The sequence below is a fragment of the Micromonospora sp. NPDC048839 genome (assembly GCF_040649915.1).
In the GTDB taxonomy this organism is placed as follows: domain Bacteria; phylum Actinomycetota; class Actinomycetes; order Mycobacteriales; family Micromonosporaceae; genus Micromonospora.
In genome coordinates this window covers 100,738-116,084 of sequence record NZ_JBEZGL010000022.1, presented here as the reverse complement: position 1 = coordinate 116,084, position 15,347 = coordinate 100,738, and the positions used below count along the sequence as shown (strand labels likewise).

Here is a 15,347-nt window from a genome sequence, read left to right as displayed (position 1 = left end):
TGCGGTGGTGCGGTGGTGCGGTGGTGCGGTGGTGCGGTGGTGCGGTGGTGCGGTGGTGCGGTGGTGCGGTGGTGCGGTGGTGCGGTGGTGCGGTGGTGCGGTGGGTCAGCTGTTCCAGTACTGGGCGACCAGGTCGGTGGCCTGCTGCTCCCACTGCGCGTACGCGTCCGGGTACGCCGACACCTGGACGGTCTGCGCGGCTTCGGTCAGGGGCATGTCCTGCCACCCGTCGACCTGCTTGAGGCCCTTGAGGAACGCGGTGGTGGAGTAGGCCGGGTCGGTGATCTGCTCCGGCGTGCCCCAACCACTGGACGGGCGCTGTTGGAACAGGCCCAGCGAGTCGTGGTCGTTGGCGTCGCCGAGGTGGCCCAGGTTGTCCAGCTTCGACTCCTGCAGGCTCGTCGCGATCGAGATCACCGCGGCCCGCTCGGGCAGGCCGGCCTTCTTCGTCGCGGCGATGATCGCCTTGACGTTGGCGGTCTTCTCACCGGTCAGGTCGATGTGCGACTGGTCGCCCTGCGGCTTCGGCGCCGCGGTCTGCACGGCGGCCGCGACGGGCTTGCCCTCGACCGGGGTGGCGGCGTGGGCGGCGATCGGACCGGCGAACACACCACCGGCGAACGCCAGACCAGCAACAGACAACACACTCTTCCGCATGATCGTGTTCATGGGGGTAGCTCCTTCGGGGGTAGAACACCCAACCGCCAACAGGGGGAACGGCGGCAGGGTGTGAGCACCTCGTCCGGCGCTGCACAAACAAGGGGAAAGTTTGGGGGGTGACGCCCGGTCGGGCGTCGGGGTCGGCGACCTGCCGAGCGGGGGCTCGTGGCGCCGGGTCCAGGTGTAACGACCGGGGGACCAGGGTCATTCCGGGGGCGGCCCATCCACCTCGGCACCCACCTGAAGGCAGTGGCCGGGCCGTCGTTCGTGGGGACTGCAACGACCGGACCGGGTCCCGCATTCCCACCCCGTGGCCGGGGCGGCGGGGCGGTGGTCCTGCGATCGTCAGGGTATGTAACGACCCCGACCCCGCCATGATTCCGGCCCACGAGTGCCGCCGGTCACCGGTCGGCAGAGCCCAGGGCCGGACAAGCCGCCCAAATCGGGCCGCCGTCGGCGACCCGCCGGCCCACACCAGGCTCAGACAGGGTCAGACACCCGCGCCGGGCATGACCCACTCGACTTCACGGATATCGCGGTATTCGTGACGGTCCGACACCGCGACACCAGTGAACCCGAGTCGATCAAGAACGCGACGGACGGATCGGGCGGTGCCGGGCGAGGGCTGCCTCGACGGCACACGGACGGGGCGTACGAGACGGCCAACAGACGCTGGCGCCCGTCGGATCACTCCGACGGGCGCCAGCTTCAGGTGCGGTCCGGGCAGTGCCCGGTGGTGTGCCGAACTAGTGCGCGGTCCCACCGAGGCGCTGGCGGCGACGCCAGGCCAGGGTCAGCAGCAGCATGACCGCTCCGGCGCCAACCAGGCCACCGCCGAGCTTCATGGGCGTGCCGATGCTGTCACCGGTGACCGGCAGCGGCTGCTTCTTGTGCAGCACCCGCAGCTCGGCGCTGGCGGTACGGCCGGACTCCCGACCCGTGGCGGTGAAGGTCAGCAGACCCGTCACCGACGGCTTGTAGCTCTTGGTGAACCGTCCCTGGGCGTCGGTGTACGCCGTGAAGTTCAGCGGCGCGCTCGCCTGGTAGGCCACCGGGGCCATCGCCACGGTGCTGCCGTCGCTGCGGCGAGCCGGAGCCTGACCGCCGGCCGGAGCGGCGAACGGGGCGACCGTCACCACGATGTCGACAGTCTCGTTCGGACCGAACCCGGTGCCGGTCAGGATGACCGTCTCACCGATGAAGATCGTCGTCCGGTTGACGGTGAGCGACGGGTTGGTCGGCGGGTACGGCGGCGGCTGGGTCGGGTCGGTGGTCGCGCTGGGCGTCGGCTGCGGCTGCGCCGCCCCCGCTGCCGTCGGCACGGCCACCACGGCCAGGCCGACCGTGAGCGCCATGATGATGCGGGAAAGCCGCATGATTGGTTCCCTCCTACTGGTCACAGCTTGGTGCGGAATGAACTTGGGTGATCCAGGGGTTGGCGGTGGGGGTCAGCCACAACTCGGCCTGCCCGACTCCGGTCTTGGCCGTCAGCACGGTGGCCTCCAGCACCTTCTCGGCGCCGGGGCCGACGTCGACACTGGCGGTCGCCACGTGACGGCGGCGTTCGGTGCCGCTGCCAAGCGCCGTCTCGGCCCCGTTGAGCCGGGCCTCGACCACCGCGCCACCAGTCGGGCTGAAGATCGACACCAGGGTGCGAACGGTGTACGGGTCGCCAGCCAGACCGAGGCCGAGAACGGATTCGCTAAGTCCGGACTTCGGCGCCGTCGAGCGCAGGGTCACCCGCAGCCGTAGCTCGCGGCGACCGTCGGGCCGGCATTCGCCGACCGTCAGGTTTGCCGTCGGCCGCAGGTAGTAGCCGAGCTTCGCGCCGCTGCCGTCGTTGAGAAACACGCCGACCGTTGGCACGGTGTCCTGTTCCGGAAGCGTCCCGGCCATCCGACTCGCGCCGAATGTCCGCTGTTCCTCAGGTCGGGCACTCCAGAACAATATCCGCCGTTCAGTGATAGCACGGTCAAATGCGGACAACAACACACGTGGGTTGACATTCTTCTTGAAGAAGGCGTCGAACACCGATGCGGCGGAGGCCGCGAAGAACTCGTCCTGCTGCCGTAGGTCCAGCCGCTGGTAGCTGTCATTGAGCAGGGTCTGCACGACCTTCTCGCTGGCCAGCGGGACACCTCCGGGCACGAGCACCGGGCCGGTCGCCTTGAGCAGGTACGACAGCACCACCGGGTCGACGGCGAGCACACCGTCGACGGTGATGTTCGTCGAGCGCCGGAACATCTCGCGGTACAACGCGGCAGCGCTCGGGAAGTGCGGAGACAGATTGACGTCGGCGGGATAGATGCCGGGTAGGTCGGTCCAGATCGCCCGGATCTCGGCGGGCACCTTCAACGGCGGAGTGAACCGGCCGAGCGAGGCACTGCTGCCCTGCTTGCCCATCTTCACCGCGCCGTTCTGGGCCTCGATCATGGCGTACGCGCCGAACATGCCGCCGGTGGCGCGCAACTCGGCGAGGTTCTGCGAGACCAGCAGGTATCGTCGCGGCCCGTTCGCGCCGAGCAGCGGCGGCAGCAGGCGGGCGCCCTGGTCGGCAGCTGTGGTGAGGCTGGCCAGACGGTCGATCTCGTCGCGCAGGTCGGTCAACGCCTGCCGGACCTGGCTGACCAGGCGGTCGGCCGGCACCGCACCCAGGTCTCGGCGGGTCCGCTGCACCGACTCGTTGACCCCGGTCAGCTCGGTGGACACCGCGGCGAGCTGAGCGAGGTCCAGCCGTCCGCCGCTCGGCACCAGTCGGGTCAGGTCCGTGCGCAGCAGCGCCGGAAACGCCTCCCGGGCCAGTTGGTCGATGGCGACGGCGATCCGGCGGACGGCGTCGAGATCGTCACCCGCGAGCGGTGTTCGCCGACCGAGTCGCCAACTCGGATCAGCCGTCGCCGCCCGAGCGGCACCGGACTGTTCCTGCAGGGCGGCGAGCGTCCGCCGGGCACGTTCGGCGTCCCCACCCACCACCTGGGCGCTCAACTCCCGCGCCAGGCCGGCGGCGTTGAGCAGATGGGTGCGCGCCTGCCAGCCACGGAAGCCGATCCAGCCACCGGTGGCCAGCAGCAGCGAGCCGACGACCAGGGCGCCGAGGAGCGCACGTCGCAGTCGGGCACGCCGACGACGTCGGGACCGGCTCCGCCGCCGGGTCGGCCGTTCGCTCTCCGTCACACCACACTCCCGTTCGCGGAACCGGACAGAAGGTCGATTCCCTGACGTTCTTAGCACGTGGCAGGGAACTTCGTACCCTTATTGGCTTCTTCGCCCTTTAAGCGAATTTACTTCGCGGATCACCGGCGGGCTCGGTGACTCGTCCCGCCGCCTCGTGCAGCAGCCGCTCGATCCGGTCCACCCCCGCGGGCAGCGACATCTCCCGCAGGTACGCCGCCCGCCCCCGGCGACCCATCTCGGTGCGCGCCGGCGGCGGAATGGTGGCGGCCAACCAGAACCGGTCGGCCAGCGCCGCCCAGTCCTCCGGTGGGCAGGACAGCCCGGCCCGGACCCGTTCGACCAGCTCGGCGGTGTCGCCGCCGGCCGACGCGACCACCGGTGCGGCACAGGAGAGCGCCGCCTGCACCTTGCCGGGCACCGTGCCGCGCAGTTCCGGCAGGTCGCGCAGCATGACCAACTGATAGTCGGCGGCGGCGTACAGCTCGGGCATGTCGACAGGCGACCGACGCTCCACGAAGCGGACGTTGTCCGCGCCCAGCTCGGCGGCGAGTCCCCGGACCCGCCGCTCGGCCGAGCCCGAACCGACCAGGACCAGGTCCATCGTCCGGTCCAGCGCCGCGGCCGCCCGGACCGCGGTCTCCAGCCCCTGCCGTGGGCCGATCGTGCCCGCGTGCATGACCACGCACCGACCGTCGCGGCGGACCAGCTGGCGGGCCGCCGCGCCGGGCGTCGCCGGATAGAAGATCCGCTCGTCGGTCCAGTTGAGCACCAGCCGGACCCGATCCGGCTCGGCGCCGGCGGCGACGACCAGATCCCGCATCGACGGCGCCGCGACCGCGATCCGCGCGGCGGACCGGTAGATCCGGGTCATCGCGCTGCCCATCCGCGCCACCCAGCGCCCCTCGCCCGCCTCGTCGGTGCCGTCGCGGGTCCAGACGTCCTGGACGTGCAGCACCGTCGGCACCCTCCCGAGCAGCCGGAGCACCCCGGCGGCGGCGAACGTCGTGGCCGGGAGTTGAAAGACGTACAGCGCGTCGAGGTCGCTGAAGTACCGGCGGGCGGTCAGCGTCGCGCTGCCGGCGAAGGACAGGTAGCTGGCCATCCGGGCGCCGGTGGACGTGGCACCTCCCGGGTAGCGGGGCACCCTCCGCACGGTCAGCCGTTCACTGTGCGTCTCGTGGTGCCAGCGCTGTCGCCAGCCGGGATAGACGTGCCCGCCCGGGTAGTCCGGAAACCCGGTGAGCACGCGGACCTCGTGCCCCCGCGCGGCCAACTCCTCGGCGAGGCTGCCGGGGATGAACGCGGGTTCGGGCGGAAAGTGGTAGGACAGAATGCCGATCTTCATCGTTGCGCCCCCGTCCGCCGCGAATCGGCGGCGATCGGCGCGGCACCCGGACCGACAGGTGGACGGCCCGCGTACGATGCCGACAACCCCTCCCCGCGCGGCCGCCGGCACCGACGCACCGTTCGCACGGTGTGCCCGCCCGCGTCCGCACCGACGAGAGGGGCACCGATGGCTGATCGCGTGTTGTTCGTCTGCCACGCCAACCTGTGCCGATCACCGATGGCCGAGCACCTGGCCCGCCGGCTGCTGGCCGACGGACAGGTCACGGTGGCCAGCGCCGGCACCGACGCGATCGACGGGCTGTCCATGCATCCGTACGCCCTGGAGGTCGCGACCGACAGCGGCGCGGACCCGTCGGGGTTCCGGACCCGGGGACTGCGGCCCGAATACCTCATCGACGCGACGCTGGTGCTGACCGCCACCCGCCGCCAGCGCTCGATCTGCACCGCGCTGGCGCCCAGCGCGCTGCACCGGACGTTCACCCTGCGCCAGTTCGGTCGGCTGGCCGCGGCGGCCGAGCCGCCCGCCGAGCCGGCGGACGACCCGTTGCGGGCGGCGATCGCCGCCGTCGCCCAGGCCCGGGGACGGCTGCAACCCGCCGCCCCGGACGCGGACGACCTTCGGGACCCGATCGGCGGTACGTCCGCCGACTTCCGACGCTGCGCCGAGGAGATCGAACGGTCGCTGCGACCCCTCGCCGCGCTCATCGGGGCAGCCGGGTGAGTTCCTGGGTGTGGTCGGCGACGCCGTTGACCCCGGTGGTGGTGTCGCTGTGCCGGCCGGCCATCGTCCGGTCGGCCGGTACCGACGCCGGAGGTGTCGAGGCGACCACCCGGTAGGCCTCGTACTGGTACGCCTCGGCCTTGGCCACCTTGGCCATGTTCAGCACGCAGCCGAGCAGACGGACCGAGACCGAGTGCAGTGCGCGGGCCGCCGCGGCGACCTGGGTCCGGGAGGTACGGCCCTGCTGGCTCACCAGCAACGCACCGTCGGCCTGCACGGCCACGACCACGCCGTCGGTCACCGCGAGCAGCGGAGCGGTATCGATGATCACGATGTCCGCCGACTCCCGCAGCGCCAGCAGCAGATCCGACATCGCCTTGGAACCGAGCAGCTCGCTCGGGTTCGGTGGGGCGGAACCGCTGGGCAGCACGAGCATCGACTTGTCGCCCCAGCGCTGCACCACGTCGCCGACCTTCACATCGCCGACGAGCACGTCGGTGAGGCCGACACCGGCGTCCAGCCCCAGGTACTCGTCGACCTTCGGCCGGCGCAGGTCCGCGTCGACGAGCAGCACCCGCCACCCCGCCTCGGCCAGCGCGATGGCCAGGTTGCAGGAGAGCGTGGTCTTGCCCTCGCCCTGCAGCGCGCTGGTCACGGCGATGACCCGGGCCGGCTCGTGGACATCCACGAAGCGCAGGTTCGTCCGCAGCTTGCGCACCGCCTCGGCACGGGCCGAGGTCGCGGCGTCGCCGATGATGAGCGGCTCCGTACGGGCGCTGCTCTCGTAGGGGATCTCGCCGAGCAGCGGACTGCCGGTGGCGCGTTGCAGGCCGGCGGAGTCCCGCAGTCGGACGTCGGCGACGCCCCGCAGGATCGCCAGGCCGACGCCGAGCACCAGGCCGATCAGCCCGCCGAGGGTGAGGTTGCGCGTGGGCTGCGGTGAGACCGGGTTTGCGGTGACCCGTGGGCCGCTGACCACCTCGATCTTGATCGGCGCCTTACCCTCGGATGTCGTCTCGACCTTCTGCACCAGGTCGACGAACTTCGCCGCGAGCGACTCGGTCACCCGCAGCGCCCGGGCCTGGTCGGTGTCGGTGACCGAGGCACGCAGCAGGACGGTGCCGGTCTCGGTGGAGGTGCTGACCCGACTCCGCACCTCGTCCGCGGTGAGCCCCACCGGGGTCTCGGCCACCACGCTCTGCGCCAGCCGGTCGCTGGTGAGCAGGTCGGCGTACGACTTGACGCGCTGTTGGAGGAAGAGCCCACCCTGGTAGGCATCGCTGACGCCGGAGTTGGGGGTGGTGACGAAGAAGGTCACCGAGGCGACGTACCGGGGTTGTGCCCGTACGGTCAGGAACGCCGAGGCGCCCAGGGCCACCATGACCGTGACCAGCACGACCCACCAGTGCCGACGCACGTGGCGCAATTGGCGGAGCAGGTCCATCAGGTGCGCCTCCGCGTCGGTCCGGTTACGCCAAAAAACTTCACGAAAACCCCCAAGGTCGTCTGTCAACTCGTGAAACCATTAAAGCGGCTCTTACGGCTTATGTCCGGAGTTAGGTGGTTCTGACTTCGACACGTGCGCCCGCATAACCAACCGGGCAAAGGGGCATTCGGCTGCGGCGAGACCCGGGGAAAAGTCGGCCGCCGATCGGATACCGACCGAACGACCCTGCGGTCGCCACCGTGCGAGGCGCGGCATCTGACCGACGTCCTGCGCACCGAGACAGTCGGTGGCGCGCTGCTGCTGCTCGGCACCGTGACAGCGCTGCTCTGGGCCAACTCGCCCTGGTCCGACTCGTACACCCGGCTCGGCGGTTGGGTGCCCTGGCCCGGCGGCGCGCCCTGGCCCCTCGACCTGGACGTGGCCACCTGGGCGGCGGACGGCCTGCTGGCCGTCTTCTTCTTCGTGCTGGGTCTGGAACTCGAGCGGGAGTTCGTCGCCGTGAACTCCGCGACCCGCGCCGGGCGCGCTGCCCGTGGCGGCCGCCCTCGGCGGGATGCTGCTGCCGACGCTGATCTACGTGGCTGTCGTCGTGGTCGGGGGTGGGCCGGGGCTACTCGTCGGCGACCTGGCCCTCGGCACGGGCAGCACGGCCGACGACCGGGTCACGGTGGCCGTGCTGCCCGGATCGGTGCTCTCCGCCGGGCTGGCCGCCACGGTGCTCGGCCGCCGCAACGCCGCGTACCGCACGCTGGCGTGGCGGGAGCGGCTCGACGCCGACGGCGTGCCCGACGTCTACCAGCGGCCCGCCGATCGTTGATCGGGGCCTGCGGACACCGGTGAGCGGAGCCCGGCCGGGCCACACGGCGGGCCTGCGATCAGCGGCGACGCTCGGCGGGCGGCAGGTCCTCGGTCTCCTCGGCCAGCGCCTCCGCGGCCGGTGCGGTGAGGTCGTCGCCCGGCACCGCGACCGCCTCGACACGATCCTGCTCGTCGGCCTTGCCACCGGGCGGCGGCTCGGGAGCGGTGGCGCCACCGGCGTAGCCGTACTCGTTCGGTTCGTCGTGCCGGCTCATCTGGTCATCCTCCCGCTTTCCCGGTTTCGCCCCTCACCGCCAACGGTAGGTGCTGATCGTCTCCGGCGCAGCGCGCCGGGGATTGTCGCCCCGACCACGGCCGCCCGGTGCCCAGCGCCGCCCCGAGCAGCTGGCGCAGGGCGATGATCGCCACCGCGCCGGCCAGACCGTTCCACCCCGGATCACCCGCGAGCCGGAGCAGGCCGGCCGCGGTCAGCAGATCCAGCAGCACCCGGACGGCGACCCGGAGCGCCCCGGTGCTGAGCGCGGTGACCACCCCGGCGACCAACGCCAGAGCGGTGACCGCGGTGATCAGCACGCCCGTCACGCCCGTCACCTCCGGCTCTCGCCCTCGGCCACCTGCCGCTGCTCGTGACGGATCTCCCGACCCAGGAAGTAGTTGAGCGCTGTTCGGATCGTCGCGATCGCGGCCAGTTGGCCGATCTGGTCGAACGACGGGGACACCGCCGTCCGCAGGACGTCGGCCGCCAACTGGAACTCGAGGCCGAGGGTCAGGAAGCGACCCAGCGAGAGCCGGATCGGCGTGAAGAGGGCGGCGCTGCGGTGTCGTAGCCCTTCGACCACGAACCGCACCGCCGCCCAGACCGCCCCGACGAAGATGACGAGCGCGCCGGCGACCTCCACGACGGCAACCAGCACCTGGTCGCCCTGGCGCAACAGCTCGGCCGCCTCCACCGGATGCCGTTACCCGCCCTCGGGCCAGCTAGTCGGCCCTCAGGTCAGCTCGTTGACCGCCTCCAGGATCAACCAGAGACCGGAGATGGCGAACAGGATCGCGGCGCCGTACCTGATGGTCTTCTCCGGCAGCCGCCGACCGAGCATCCGGCCGACCAGGATGGCCAGCGCGTCCGCGGCCACCATGCCGATGGTGGAGCCGAGCCAGGTGCCGAACCAGCCGTACTTGGTGGCGAGTGTGATCGTGGCGAGCATCGTCTTGTCGCCCAACTCGGCCAGGAAGAACGCCACCGACACCGCCACGATCGCGGTCTTGCTCGTCTTCTCCGCCTTGCGCTTCTCCTCCTCGGTGAGCTTGTCACCGCGCAACGTCCACGCGCCGAAGCCGAGGAACGCCACACCGGCCACCAGGGAGATCCACTCGGTCGGCAACACCGCCCCGAGACCCACGCCGATGGCCACCGACGCCAGGTGCACCACCGCCGTGGCGACCGTGATGCCGATCAGCACCGGGATCGGCTTGAACCGCGTGGCGAAGGTCAGCGCCATCAACTGGGACTTGTCCCCCAGCTCGGCGACGAAGATGACGCCGAAGCTGATCACCAGCGCGGCGAAAAATCCCTCCATGACATCCTTCCCGTTCACGCCGGGAGGAGGTACAGGGGCGCCCTCGACCCGGCTGCAACAGCCTGAGTCGAAGGTCTCGCCCGCCCCGGAAAAGACCGGGGCCGCGTGGCCGGATGCGGAACGCACCAGTATGTCGACCACGACATTGGGGGCTACTCCCCTTCGCGGGATCAGCCTAGCCGATCACCACCGGGCCGGGCCGGGGTGGGTGAACCGGCTCACCGTGCCCGCGCCAGCGTGACCCCGAAGAGCCCGTCCGGGTCGGTCCAGAACTCCGTCGTGGCGAAGCCCGCCGTGGCCAACTCCCCGGCGATCCCCTCCGGGCGGAACTTCGCCGAGACCTCGGTACGCAGTTCCTCCCCGGCGGCGAAGTCCACGATCAGGTCCAGCACCCGTACCCGCATCGGTCGGGTCGCCCGCAACCGCATCTCGATCCACTCGTTTGTCGGGTCCCAGCGGGCCACGTGCGCGAACGCCTCCGGATCGAAGTCGGCGCCCAACTCCCGATTGATCACCCGCAACACATTGCGGTTGAACTCGGCGGTGACGCCGGCGGCGTCGTCGTACGCGGGCACGACCACCGACGGGTCCTTCACCAGGTCGGTGCCGAGCAGCAGCCAGTCGCCGACCTCCAACGCGCCGCGCATCGCCGTCAGGAACTCGGCCCGCTCGGCGGGCAGCAGATTGCCGATGGTGCCGCCCAGGAACGCCACCAACCGACGGCCGCCGGTGGGCAGCCGGTCCAGTTGCCGGGTGAAGTCGCCCACGATGCCCCGGACCCGCAGGCGGGGAAAGTCCGCGGCGATCTGGGCCGTGGAACTCGTCAACGCGCTGACCGACACGTCGAGCGGGACGAACGTGCCCAGCCCGCCGCGCCGGCTGAAGGCGTCCAGCAGCAGCCGGGTCTTCTCCGACGAGCCGGAACCCAACTCGATCAGGGTCTTGGCCCCGGTCAACGCCGCGATCGCGGGAGCGCGCTCGGCCAGCACCGCCCGCTCGGCCCGGGTCGGGTAGTACTCGGGTAGCCGGGTGATCTCCTCGAACAACTCACTGCCCCGGGCGTCGTAGAACCACTTCGGCGGCAGCCACTTCTGCCCGGCGCTCAGCCCGGCTCGGACGTCGTCGCGCAGGCCGCGCTCCAGGTCGCCCTCTTCGAGGTAGATCTCCAGCGGATCCGCGGTCATCGGTTCGCCTCTCTCTTGGACCAACAGGTGGTGCCTCGACCGGTGCGGTTCACCGAATCGCCAACGGGCGTACCCGCACCTCGCCCGCCGTGGCCAGGACCAGGTGCCCCTCCGGCACCGCCCGCCACCCCGGGTCGTCGTCGTGCGGCTCGGAGGCGAGCAGCACCGAACCCGGCGTCGCACGGACCGACAACGCGTGCCCGAACACGCTGGCGACCGCCCGGTGGCCGTCGGTGAGCAGCAGGTTGAGCCGCGACCCGGGGGCCGCCGCGGCCACGTCCGTCACCGTCCGCCCGACCGCCTCCGCCGGGTCCTCGCCGGCGCGCAGCCGATGCCGCACCAGCGCCCAGAGCAACGCCGAGTCGGTGGCGGCATCCAGCGTGAGCAGGTCACGCACCGGCAGCCCGGCGGCGAGCGGCACCACCGCGTCCGGCCAGCCGCGGACCACGCCGTTGTGACTGAACAACCACCGCCCCTCGGCGAACGGCGCGGCCGCGCCGTCGACCACCGCCATCCCGACGGTGGCCGACCGCACCGCCGCGAGCAACGCGCCGGAGGACGTCACCGCGGCGAGCTGGGCGATCGTCGGGTCGCTCCAGATCGGCTGCGCCCGCCGGTAACGCACCGGCTCACCGTCGCCCGGATACCAGCCGACCCCGAACCCGTCGGCGTTGATGGTGCCGCCGCCGCGCATGTCACGCGGCGCCCAGGACTGCCGCACCAGCGAGTGCGCCGGGTCGAAGAGCACCTCGGCCAGGGTGACCGGCGGCCCCAGGTAGGCCAGATGACGACACATCAGCGCCCCGTCCGCGCCGGGCCGCGGACCGCACGGTGGATCACCGGTACGACTCCTCCGGTCGGACGTCGCGGGCGCAGCGGAAACCACTGAAGATCTGCCGGCGGATCGGATGGTCCCAGTTGCGGAAGGTGCCCCGACAGGCCGAGCGGTCGGTGCCGAACGAGCCGCCGCGCAGCACCCGGTAGTCGCCGCCGAAGAAGACCTCCGAGTATTCGCGGTACGGGAACGCGGTGAAGCCGGGATGCCCGTCGAACACGGTCGAGGTCCACTCCCAGACGTCACCGATGAGCTGGTGCACACCCAACGGCGAGGCACCACCCGGGTACGCCCCCACCGGCGCCGGCCGCAGATGACGCTGGTCGAGGTTGGCGTGGGCCTCGGTCGGGTCGTCATCCCCCCAGGGATAACGGCGGGACCGCCCGGTCGCCGGGTCCCACCGGGCCGCCTTCTCCCACTCCGCCTCGGTCGGCAGCCGCTTACCGGCCCACGCCGCGTACGCCTGCGCCTCGTACCAGCACACGTGCACCACCGGCTCGTCGCCGCGGACCCGGGTCCACCGGCCGAAGCGCTGGTACGACCAGTCGTCACCGTCCCGGCGCCAGTGCATCGGCGCGCTGAGCTGCTCCCGAACCCGGTGGGACCAGCCCGCCGCGCTCCACCACCGCGGATCGGTGTAACCGCCGTCGGCGATGAACGCCGCGTACTGCCCGTTGGTGACCGGGGCGGCGTCGATGACGTACGCGGGCAGGTCGACCCGGTGTGCCGGGCGCTCGTTGTCCAGCGCCCACGGGTCGCTGTCGGTGCCCATGGTGAACTCGCCGGCCGGCACCAGCACCTCGCCACCAACCTGGACGGTGGGCTCGGGCGGCGCCGGGGCGTGCAGCACCGCCGGCCCCGACCGCAGCTGGTGGGTGGCGAGCATGGTCTCGTCGTGCTGCTGCTCGTGCTGCACGATCATGCCGAAGGCGAACCCGTCGGCGACCAACGGACGCTCGGTGAACGCCACCCGGTCGAGCAGGTCGTGCACCTTGTCCCGGACGGTGGCCAGGTAGGCGCGCGCCTCGGCGGGCGGCAGCAGCGGCAGCGTGGGACGGTCCCGTCGCGGCTGCTTGAACGCGTCGTACAGCTCGTCGATGTCGCACCGGACCGGCTCGCGGCCCCCGACGTCACGGACCAGCCACAGCTCCTCCTGGTTGCCCACGTGGGCGAGATCCCAGACCAGCGGCGACATCAGCGGTGAGTGTTGGCGCAGCAGATCCGCCTCGTCGACCACCTCGGTCAGCAGCGTGGTGCGGGCGCGGGCCCGCGCCAACTCTCCCGCGATCCGGTCGCGCAACCGCTCTCCGTCGGTGTGTCCCGTCGTGCTCGCGCTCACCACGCCGCCCTTCGCTCGCGACCCTGGCGCACTCCTCGTGGTCACTTTTCCCGCCCTCTCGTCGCGGCGGACAGCCGCCGTCGTAGTCCGTGCTGGATCTCGTCGTGGATGCCCGCCGCCAGGTCCAGCCGGGGCAGTGTGCGCAGGGCCAGGTCGAGCAGCGCCGCCGCCGCGGCGGCCAGCGCGGGGTCGGCCAGGCCGTGTCGGGCGGCGGCCGACCAGCGGTGTGCCACCGGCGCGGCGACCTCGTGTGCCGCGCGCACCGTGTCCGGATCGGTGAAGAGGGCGGCCAGTACCGCCAGCGGTAGTCGCCAGTCCCGGTCGGACTGGGCGTCCAGGTAGCGCAGCTCCAGATAGCCGCGCGGGCGCACGGGCGGAAAGAGGGTGCTGACGTGGTAGTCGAGGTCGTCGGTGGTGGGCGGTCGGGGCAACGCGCCGTCGAGCCAGTCGGCGAAGGTCACGCCGGGCGGCGCGGTCCAGTTCGTGCCCTGCCGGCGCAGACAGAGCAGGGGCGCGGCCAGCACGTACCGGATCCAGCTGGGGGTCGGGTCGTCGTCGGCGTGGCCGGGTGTCCAGACCGGGCGGGTGCGGGCCGGGTCGATGGCCAGCCAGGCGGCCATCCGCGCGGAAGCCCAGCCGGTGCGCCGCCCGGCGTGCCGGTTGGCCGACGCGAACACCGCGAGCAGCGGCGGCCCGACCGCGTGTGCGGCCGCCCAGCGTGCCGCGACCTGGTCCGGCTCACCGGCGTCGAGGCAGATTTGCAGGCCGGCGGTGCTGTACATCATGGTGCGGCCGGCAGCGCCGTGCCTGTCGAAGGCGTCGCGCATCGCGCGGTAGCGGGGAGTTTCCACCACCGGGCGGGGCCGTCGGTGTGGGTCGATGCCGCTGCGACCGAGGATCAGCCCGGCGGCGGCCAGCAGGTCGGTGACCTGGGCGATGTCGGCCTCGGTGGCCTGGATCAACGCGGTGACCGAGGGGCGGGGCGGGGTGGAGATCTCCAACTGGCCGCCCGGCTCGAGGGTCACCAGGCCGCCGTGTCGCAGCGGCTCGGCCGGGCTGGTGGCATCCAGCGTGGCGGGGCTGTGCCGCCCCAACGCCGCCCGTAGCCGCGTCGGGTCGACGGGGCGGGCGGGATCGGCGGCGTCGTGCACGGTCCATTCCAGTTCGACGCCGGTGAGTGTCGGTGGGCCGGTCTTGAAGCAGATCCGGGCGAGGTAGTGGCCCGCGGCCCCGGACTCGCGCAGGATGGCGCTGCGATCCAACTCGGGTGACGTCACCAACGGTAGGGACCCCTCTCCGTGTGCCGACTCCGGGACACGGGTGCCACCGTAAACCCACCCACCGACACCGTCGGGGACGTACGAGCGCCACCCACCCCTGTCTAACAGACGATTTTCCCACGCAGGGCGGAAAGGAAACGCGGCTACCACCGGCCGTTCACCGACGGGCGGGGTGGCCCGTCGGTGACGGTGGCGCCTTGGGCTTCGCCGGCTCGGATGGTCGGGACTCGGGCGCCAACCGCTGGCAGTACGCCTCGACCTCGGCGACGCCGCCGGCGGCGGCGACCAACCTCTCGAAGGCCGGCGTCCGTAGCGCCTGCTCCCGCTGTTCGGGCTTCTTGGCCTGCCAGGCACGGCACAGGCCGTGCAACTGGCCGGCCGGCGCTCCAGGAGTCGACGGTGTGCCCGGTGACGGCGGGCCGGGCACCGGCGGCCGGTCCGACACCGGCGCGCTGGGAGACGGTTGGCCCGACGCCGGTGGGCCGGGCGGGGTCGATCGACCGGGCTCGCCGGACGTGGGTGCGCCCCGGTCGGGGCTCCCCGACGTCCGCGACGGCCCCGGTGCGACCGGCTCCGGTGTCCGGTCGAGGTTGACCGCGGCGAAGGCGGCGCCCGCCGTGGCGGTGACCGCGACCGCGCCGATCCAGACCAACGCGCCGGTGGTCAGGCGACGACGGCCGGGTCGGTGTGGCACGGACGGCGCCGGCGTGGCCCGGGCGGCCCGGAACGCGGCCAGCGCGGCCTCCTCGCCGGCCAACTCCCCGGGCCGAGCCGGGCCGGCGGCCGCGGCGAGCACGCCGGCCACCGGGTCCGCCGGGGGCACGCGGGCCGGCGACGACGCCACCTCCCCTTCGGACGACGTGGCCGGGCGCGCCTGGTTCGACGACGCGTCCACGTCGGCGCGGGCCGAGTCGAGCAGCCGTTCGGTCTCGGCGTGGTCGACGCGCCGGAACGGGTTCATCCA

At 72.2% G+C, this 15,347-nt stretch carries 15 protein-coding genes and 1 pseudogene; 2 read left to right on the top strand and 14 right to left on the bottom strand.

The window, feature by feature from the left end; genetic code table 11:
- Positions 1–105: 105 nt before the first annotated feature.
- The 4 genes from AB0C25_RS30860 to AB0C25_RS30845 all read right to left on the bottom strand — a co-directional run bounded on the left by AB0C25_RS30860 (position 106) and on the right by AB0C25_RS30845 (position 5,179).
- Positions 106–669, bottom strand: coding sequence for a hypothetical protein (locus AB0C25_RS30860; protein ID WP_357377801.1), 564 nt, complete (start codon positions 667–669; stop codon positions 106–108).
- Between the two features lie 737 nt (positions 670–1,406).
- The gene (locus AB0C25_RS30855; RefSeq protein ID WP_357377799.1) at positions 1,407–2,036 is read right to left on the bottom strand and encodes a hypothetical protein; all 630 of its coding nucleotides are present in this window, start codon (positions 2,034–2,036) and stop codon (positions 1,407–1,409) included.
- Between the two features lie 13 nt (positions 2,037–2,049).
- The gene (locus AB0C25_RS30850) at positions 2,050–3,834 is read right to left on the bottom strand and encodes a DUF4012 domain-containing protein (protein WP_357377797.1); all 1,785 of its coding nucleotides are present in this window, start codon (positions 3,832–3,834) and stop codon (positions 2,050–2,052) included.
- Between the two features lie 97 nt (positions 3,835–3,931).
- Positions 3,932–5,179, bottom strand: a complete 1,248-nt coding sequence (locus tag AB0C25_RS30845) for a glycosyltransferase family 4 protein (RefSeq protein ID WP_357377795.1) — start codon at positions 5,177–5,179, stop codon at positions 3,932–3,934.
- Positions 5,180–5,347: 168 nt separating this feature from the next.
- On the opposite strand from AB0C25_RS30845, the gene AB0C25_RS30840 reads away from it, so the two are divergent.
- Positions 5,348–5,902 carry a low molecular weight phosphatase family protein gene (locus AB0C25_RS30840; protein ID WP_357377793.1) on the top strand — a complete coding sequence of 185 codons (555 nt, stop codon included), beginning with the start codon at positions 5,348–5,350 and terminating at the stop codon, positions 5,900–5,902.
- On the opposite strand, the gene AB0C25_RS30835 is transcribed toward AB0C25_RS30840, so the two are convergent.
- The gene (locus AB0C25_RS30835) at positions 5,883–7,346 is read right to left on the bottom strand and encodes a polysaccharide biosynthesis tyrosine autokinase (protein ID WP_357377791.1); all 1,464 of its coding nucleotides are present in this window, start codon (positions 7,344–7,346) and stop codon (positions 5,883–5,885) included. The two genes, AB0C25_RS30840 and AB0C25_RS30835, sit on opposite strands and share 20 nt — an antisense overlap.
- A 228-nt stretch (positions 7,347–7,574) precedes the next feature.
- On the opposite strand from AB0C25_RS30835, the pseudogene AB0C25_RS30830 reads away from it, so the two are divergent.
- Positions 7,575–8,070, top strand: a pseudogene (locus AB0C25_RS30830) (Na+/H+ antiporter NhaA); the annotation flags it as partial.
- Positions 8,071–8,224: 154 nt separating this feature from the next.
- Here AB0C25_RS30830 and AB0C25_RS30825 read toward each other — a convergent pair.
- The 9 genes from AB0C25_RS30825 to AB0C25_RS30785 all read right to left on the bottom strand — a co-directional run bounded on the left by AB0C25_RS30825 (position 8,225) and on the right by AB0C25_RS30785 (position 15,344).
- A complete protein-coding gene (locus AB0C25_RS30825; protein WP_357377789.1) occupies positions 8,225–8,422 on the bottom strand; it encodes a hypothetical protein in 198 nt (65 codons plus the stop codon).
- A gap of 4 nt (positions 8,423–8,426) precedes the next feature.
- A complete protein-coding gene (locus AB0C25_RS30820) occupies positions 8,427–8,750 on the bottom strand; it encodes a hypothetical protein (RefSeq protein ID WP_357377787.1) in 324 nt (107 codons plus the stop codon).
- 5 nt (positions 8,751–8,755) lie between these two features.
- Positions 8,756–9,118 (bottom strand): DUF1622 domain-containing protein, encoded by a 363-nt coding sequence (locus tag AB0C25_RS30815; protein ID WP_357377785.1) that lies wholly within the window; start codon positions 9,116–9,118, stop codon positions 8,756–8,758.
- 39 nt (positions 9,119–9,157) lie between these two features.
- Positions 9,158–9,745 carry a TMEM165/GDT1 family protein gene (locus AB0C25_RS30810; protein ID WP_112587100.1) on the bottom strand — a complete coding sequence of 196 codons (588 nt, stop codon included), beginning with the start codon at positions 9,743–9,745 and terminating at the stop codon, positions 9,158–9,160.
- A 218-nt stretch (positions 9,746–9,963) separates the two neighbouring features.
- Entirely contained in the window at positions 9,964–10,929 is a 966-nt protein-coding gene (egtD, locus tag AB0C25_RS30805; RefSeq protein ID WP_357377783.1) for an L-histidine N(alpha)-methyltransferase, read from the bottom strand.
- A gap of 49 nt (positions 10,930–10,978) precedes the next feature.
- Positions 10,979–11,725 (bottom strand): ergothioneine biosynthesis protein EgtC, encoded by a 747-nt coding sequence (gene egtC / locus AB0C25_RS30800; protein WP_357377781.1) that lies wholly within the window; start codon positions 11,723–11,725, stop codon positions 10,979–10,981.
- 40 nt (positions 11,726–11,765) lie between these two features.
- Positions 11,766–13,103 (bottom strand): ergothioneine biosynthesis protein EgtB, encoded by a 1,338-nt coding sequence (gene egtB, locus AB0C25_RS30795; RefSeq protein ID WP_357377779.1) that lies wholly within the window; start codon positions 13,101–13,103, stop codon positions 11,766–11,768.
- 41 nt (positions 13,104–13,144) lie between these two features.
- A complete protein-coding gene (gene egtA / locus AB0C25_RS30790) occupies positions 13,145–14,383 on the bottom strand; it encodes an ergothioneine biosynthesis glutamate--cysteine ligase EgtA (protein ID WP_357377777.1) in 1,239 nt (412 codons plus the stop codon).
- A 157-nt stretch (positions 14,384–14,540) separates the two neighbouring features.
- A complete protein-coding gene (locus tag AB0C25_RS30785) occupies positions 14,541–15,344 on the bottom strand; it encodes a hypothetical protein (protein WP_357377776.1) in 804 nt (267 codons plus the stop codon).
- Positions 15,345–15,347 lie beyond the last annotated feature (3 nt).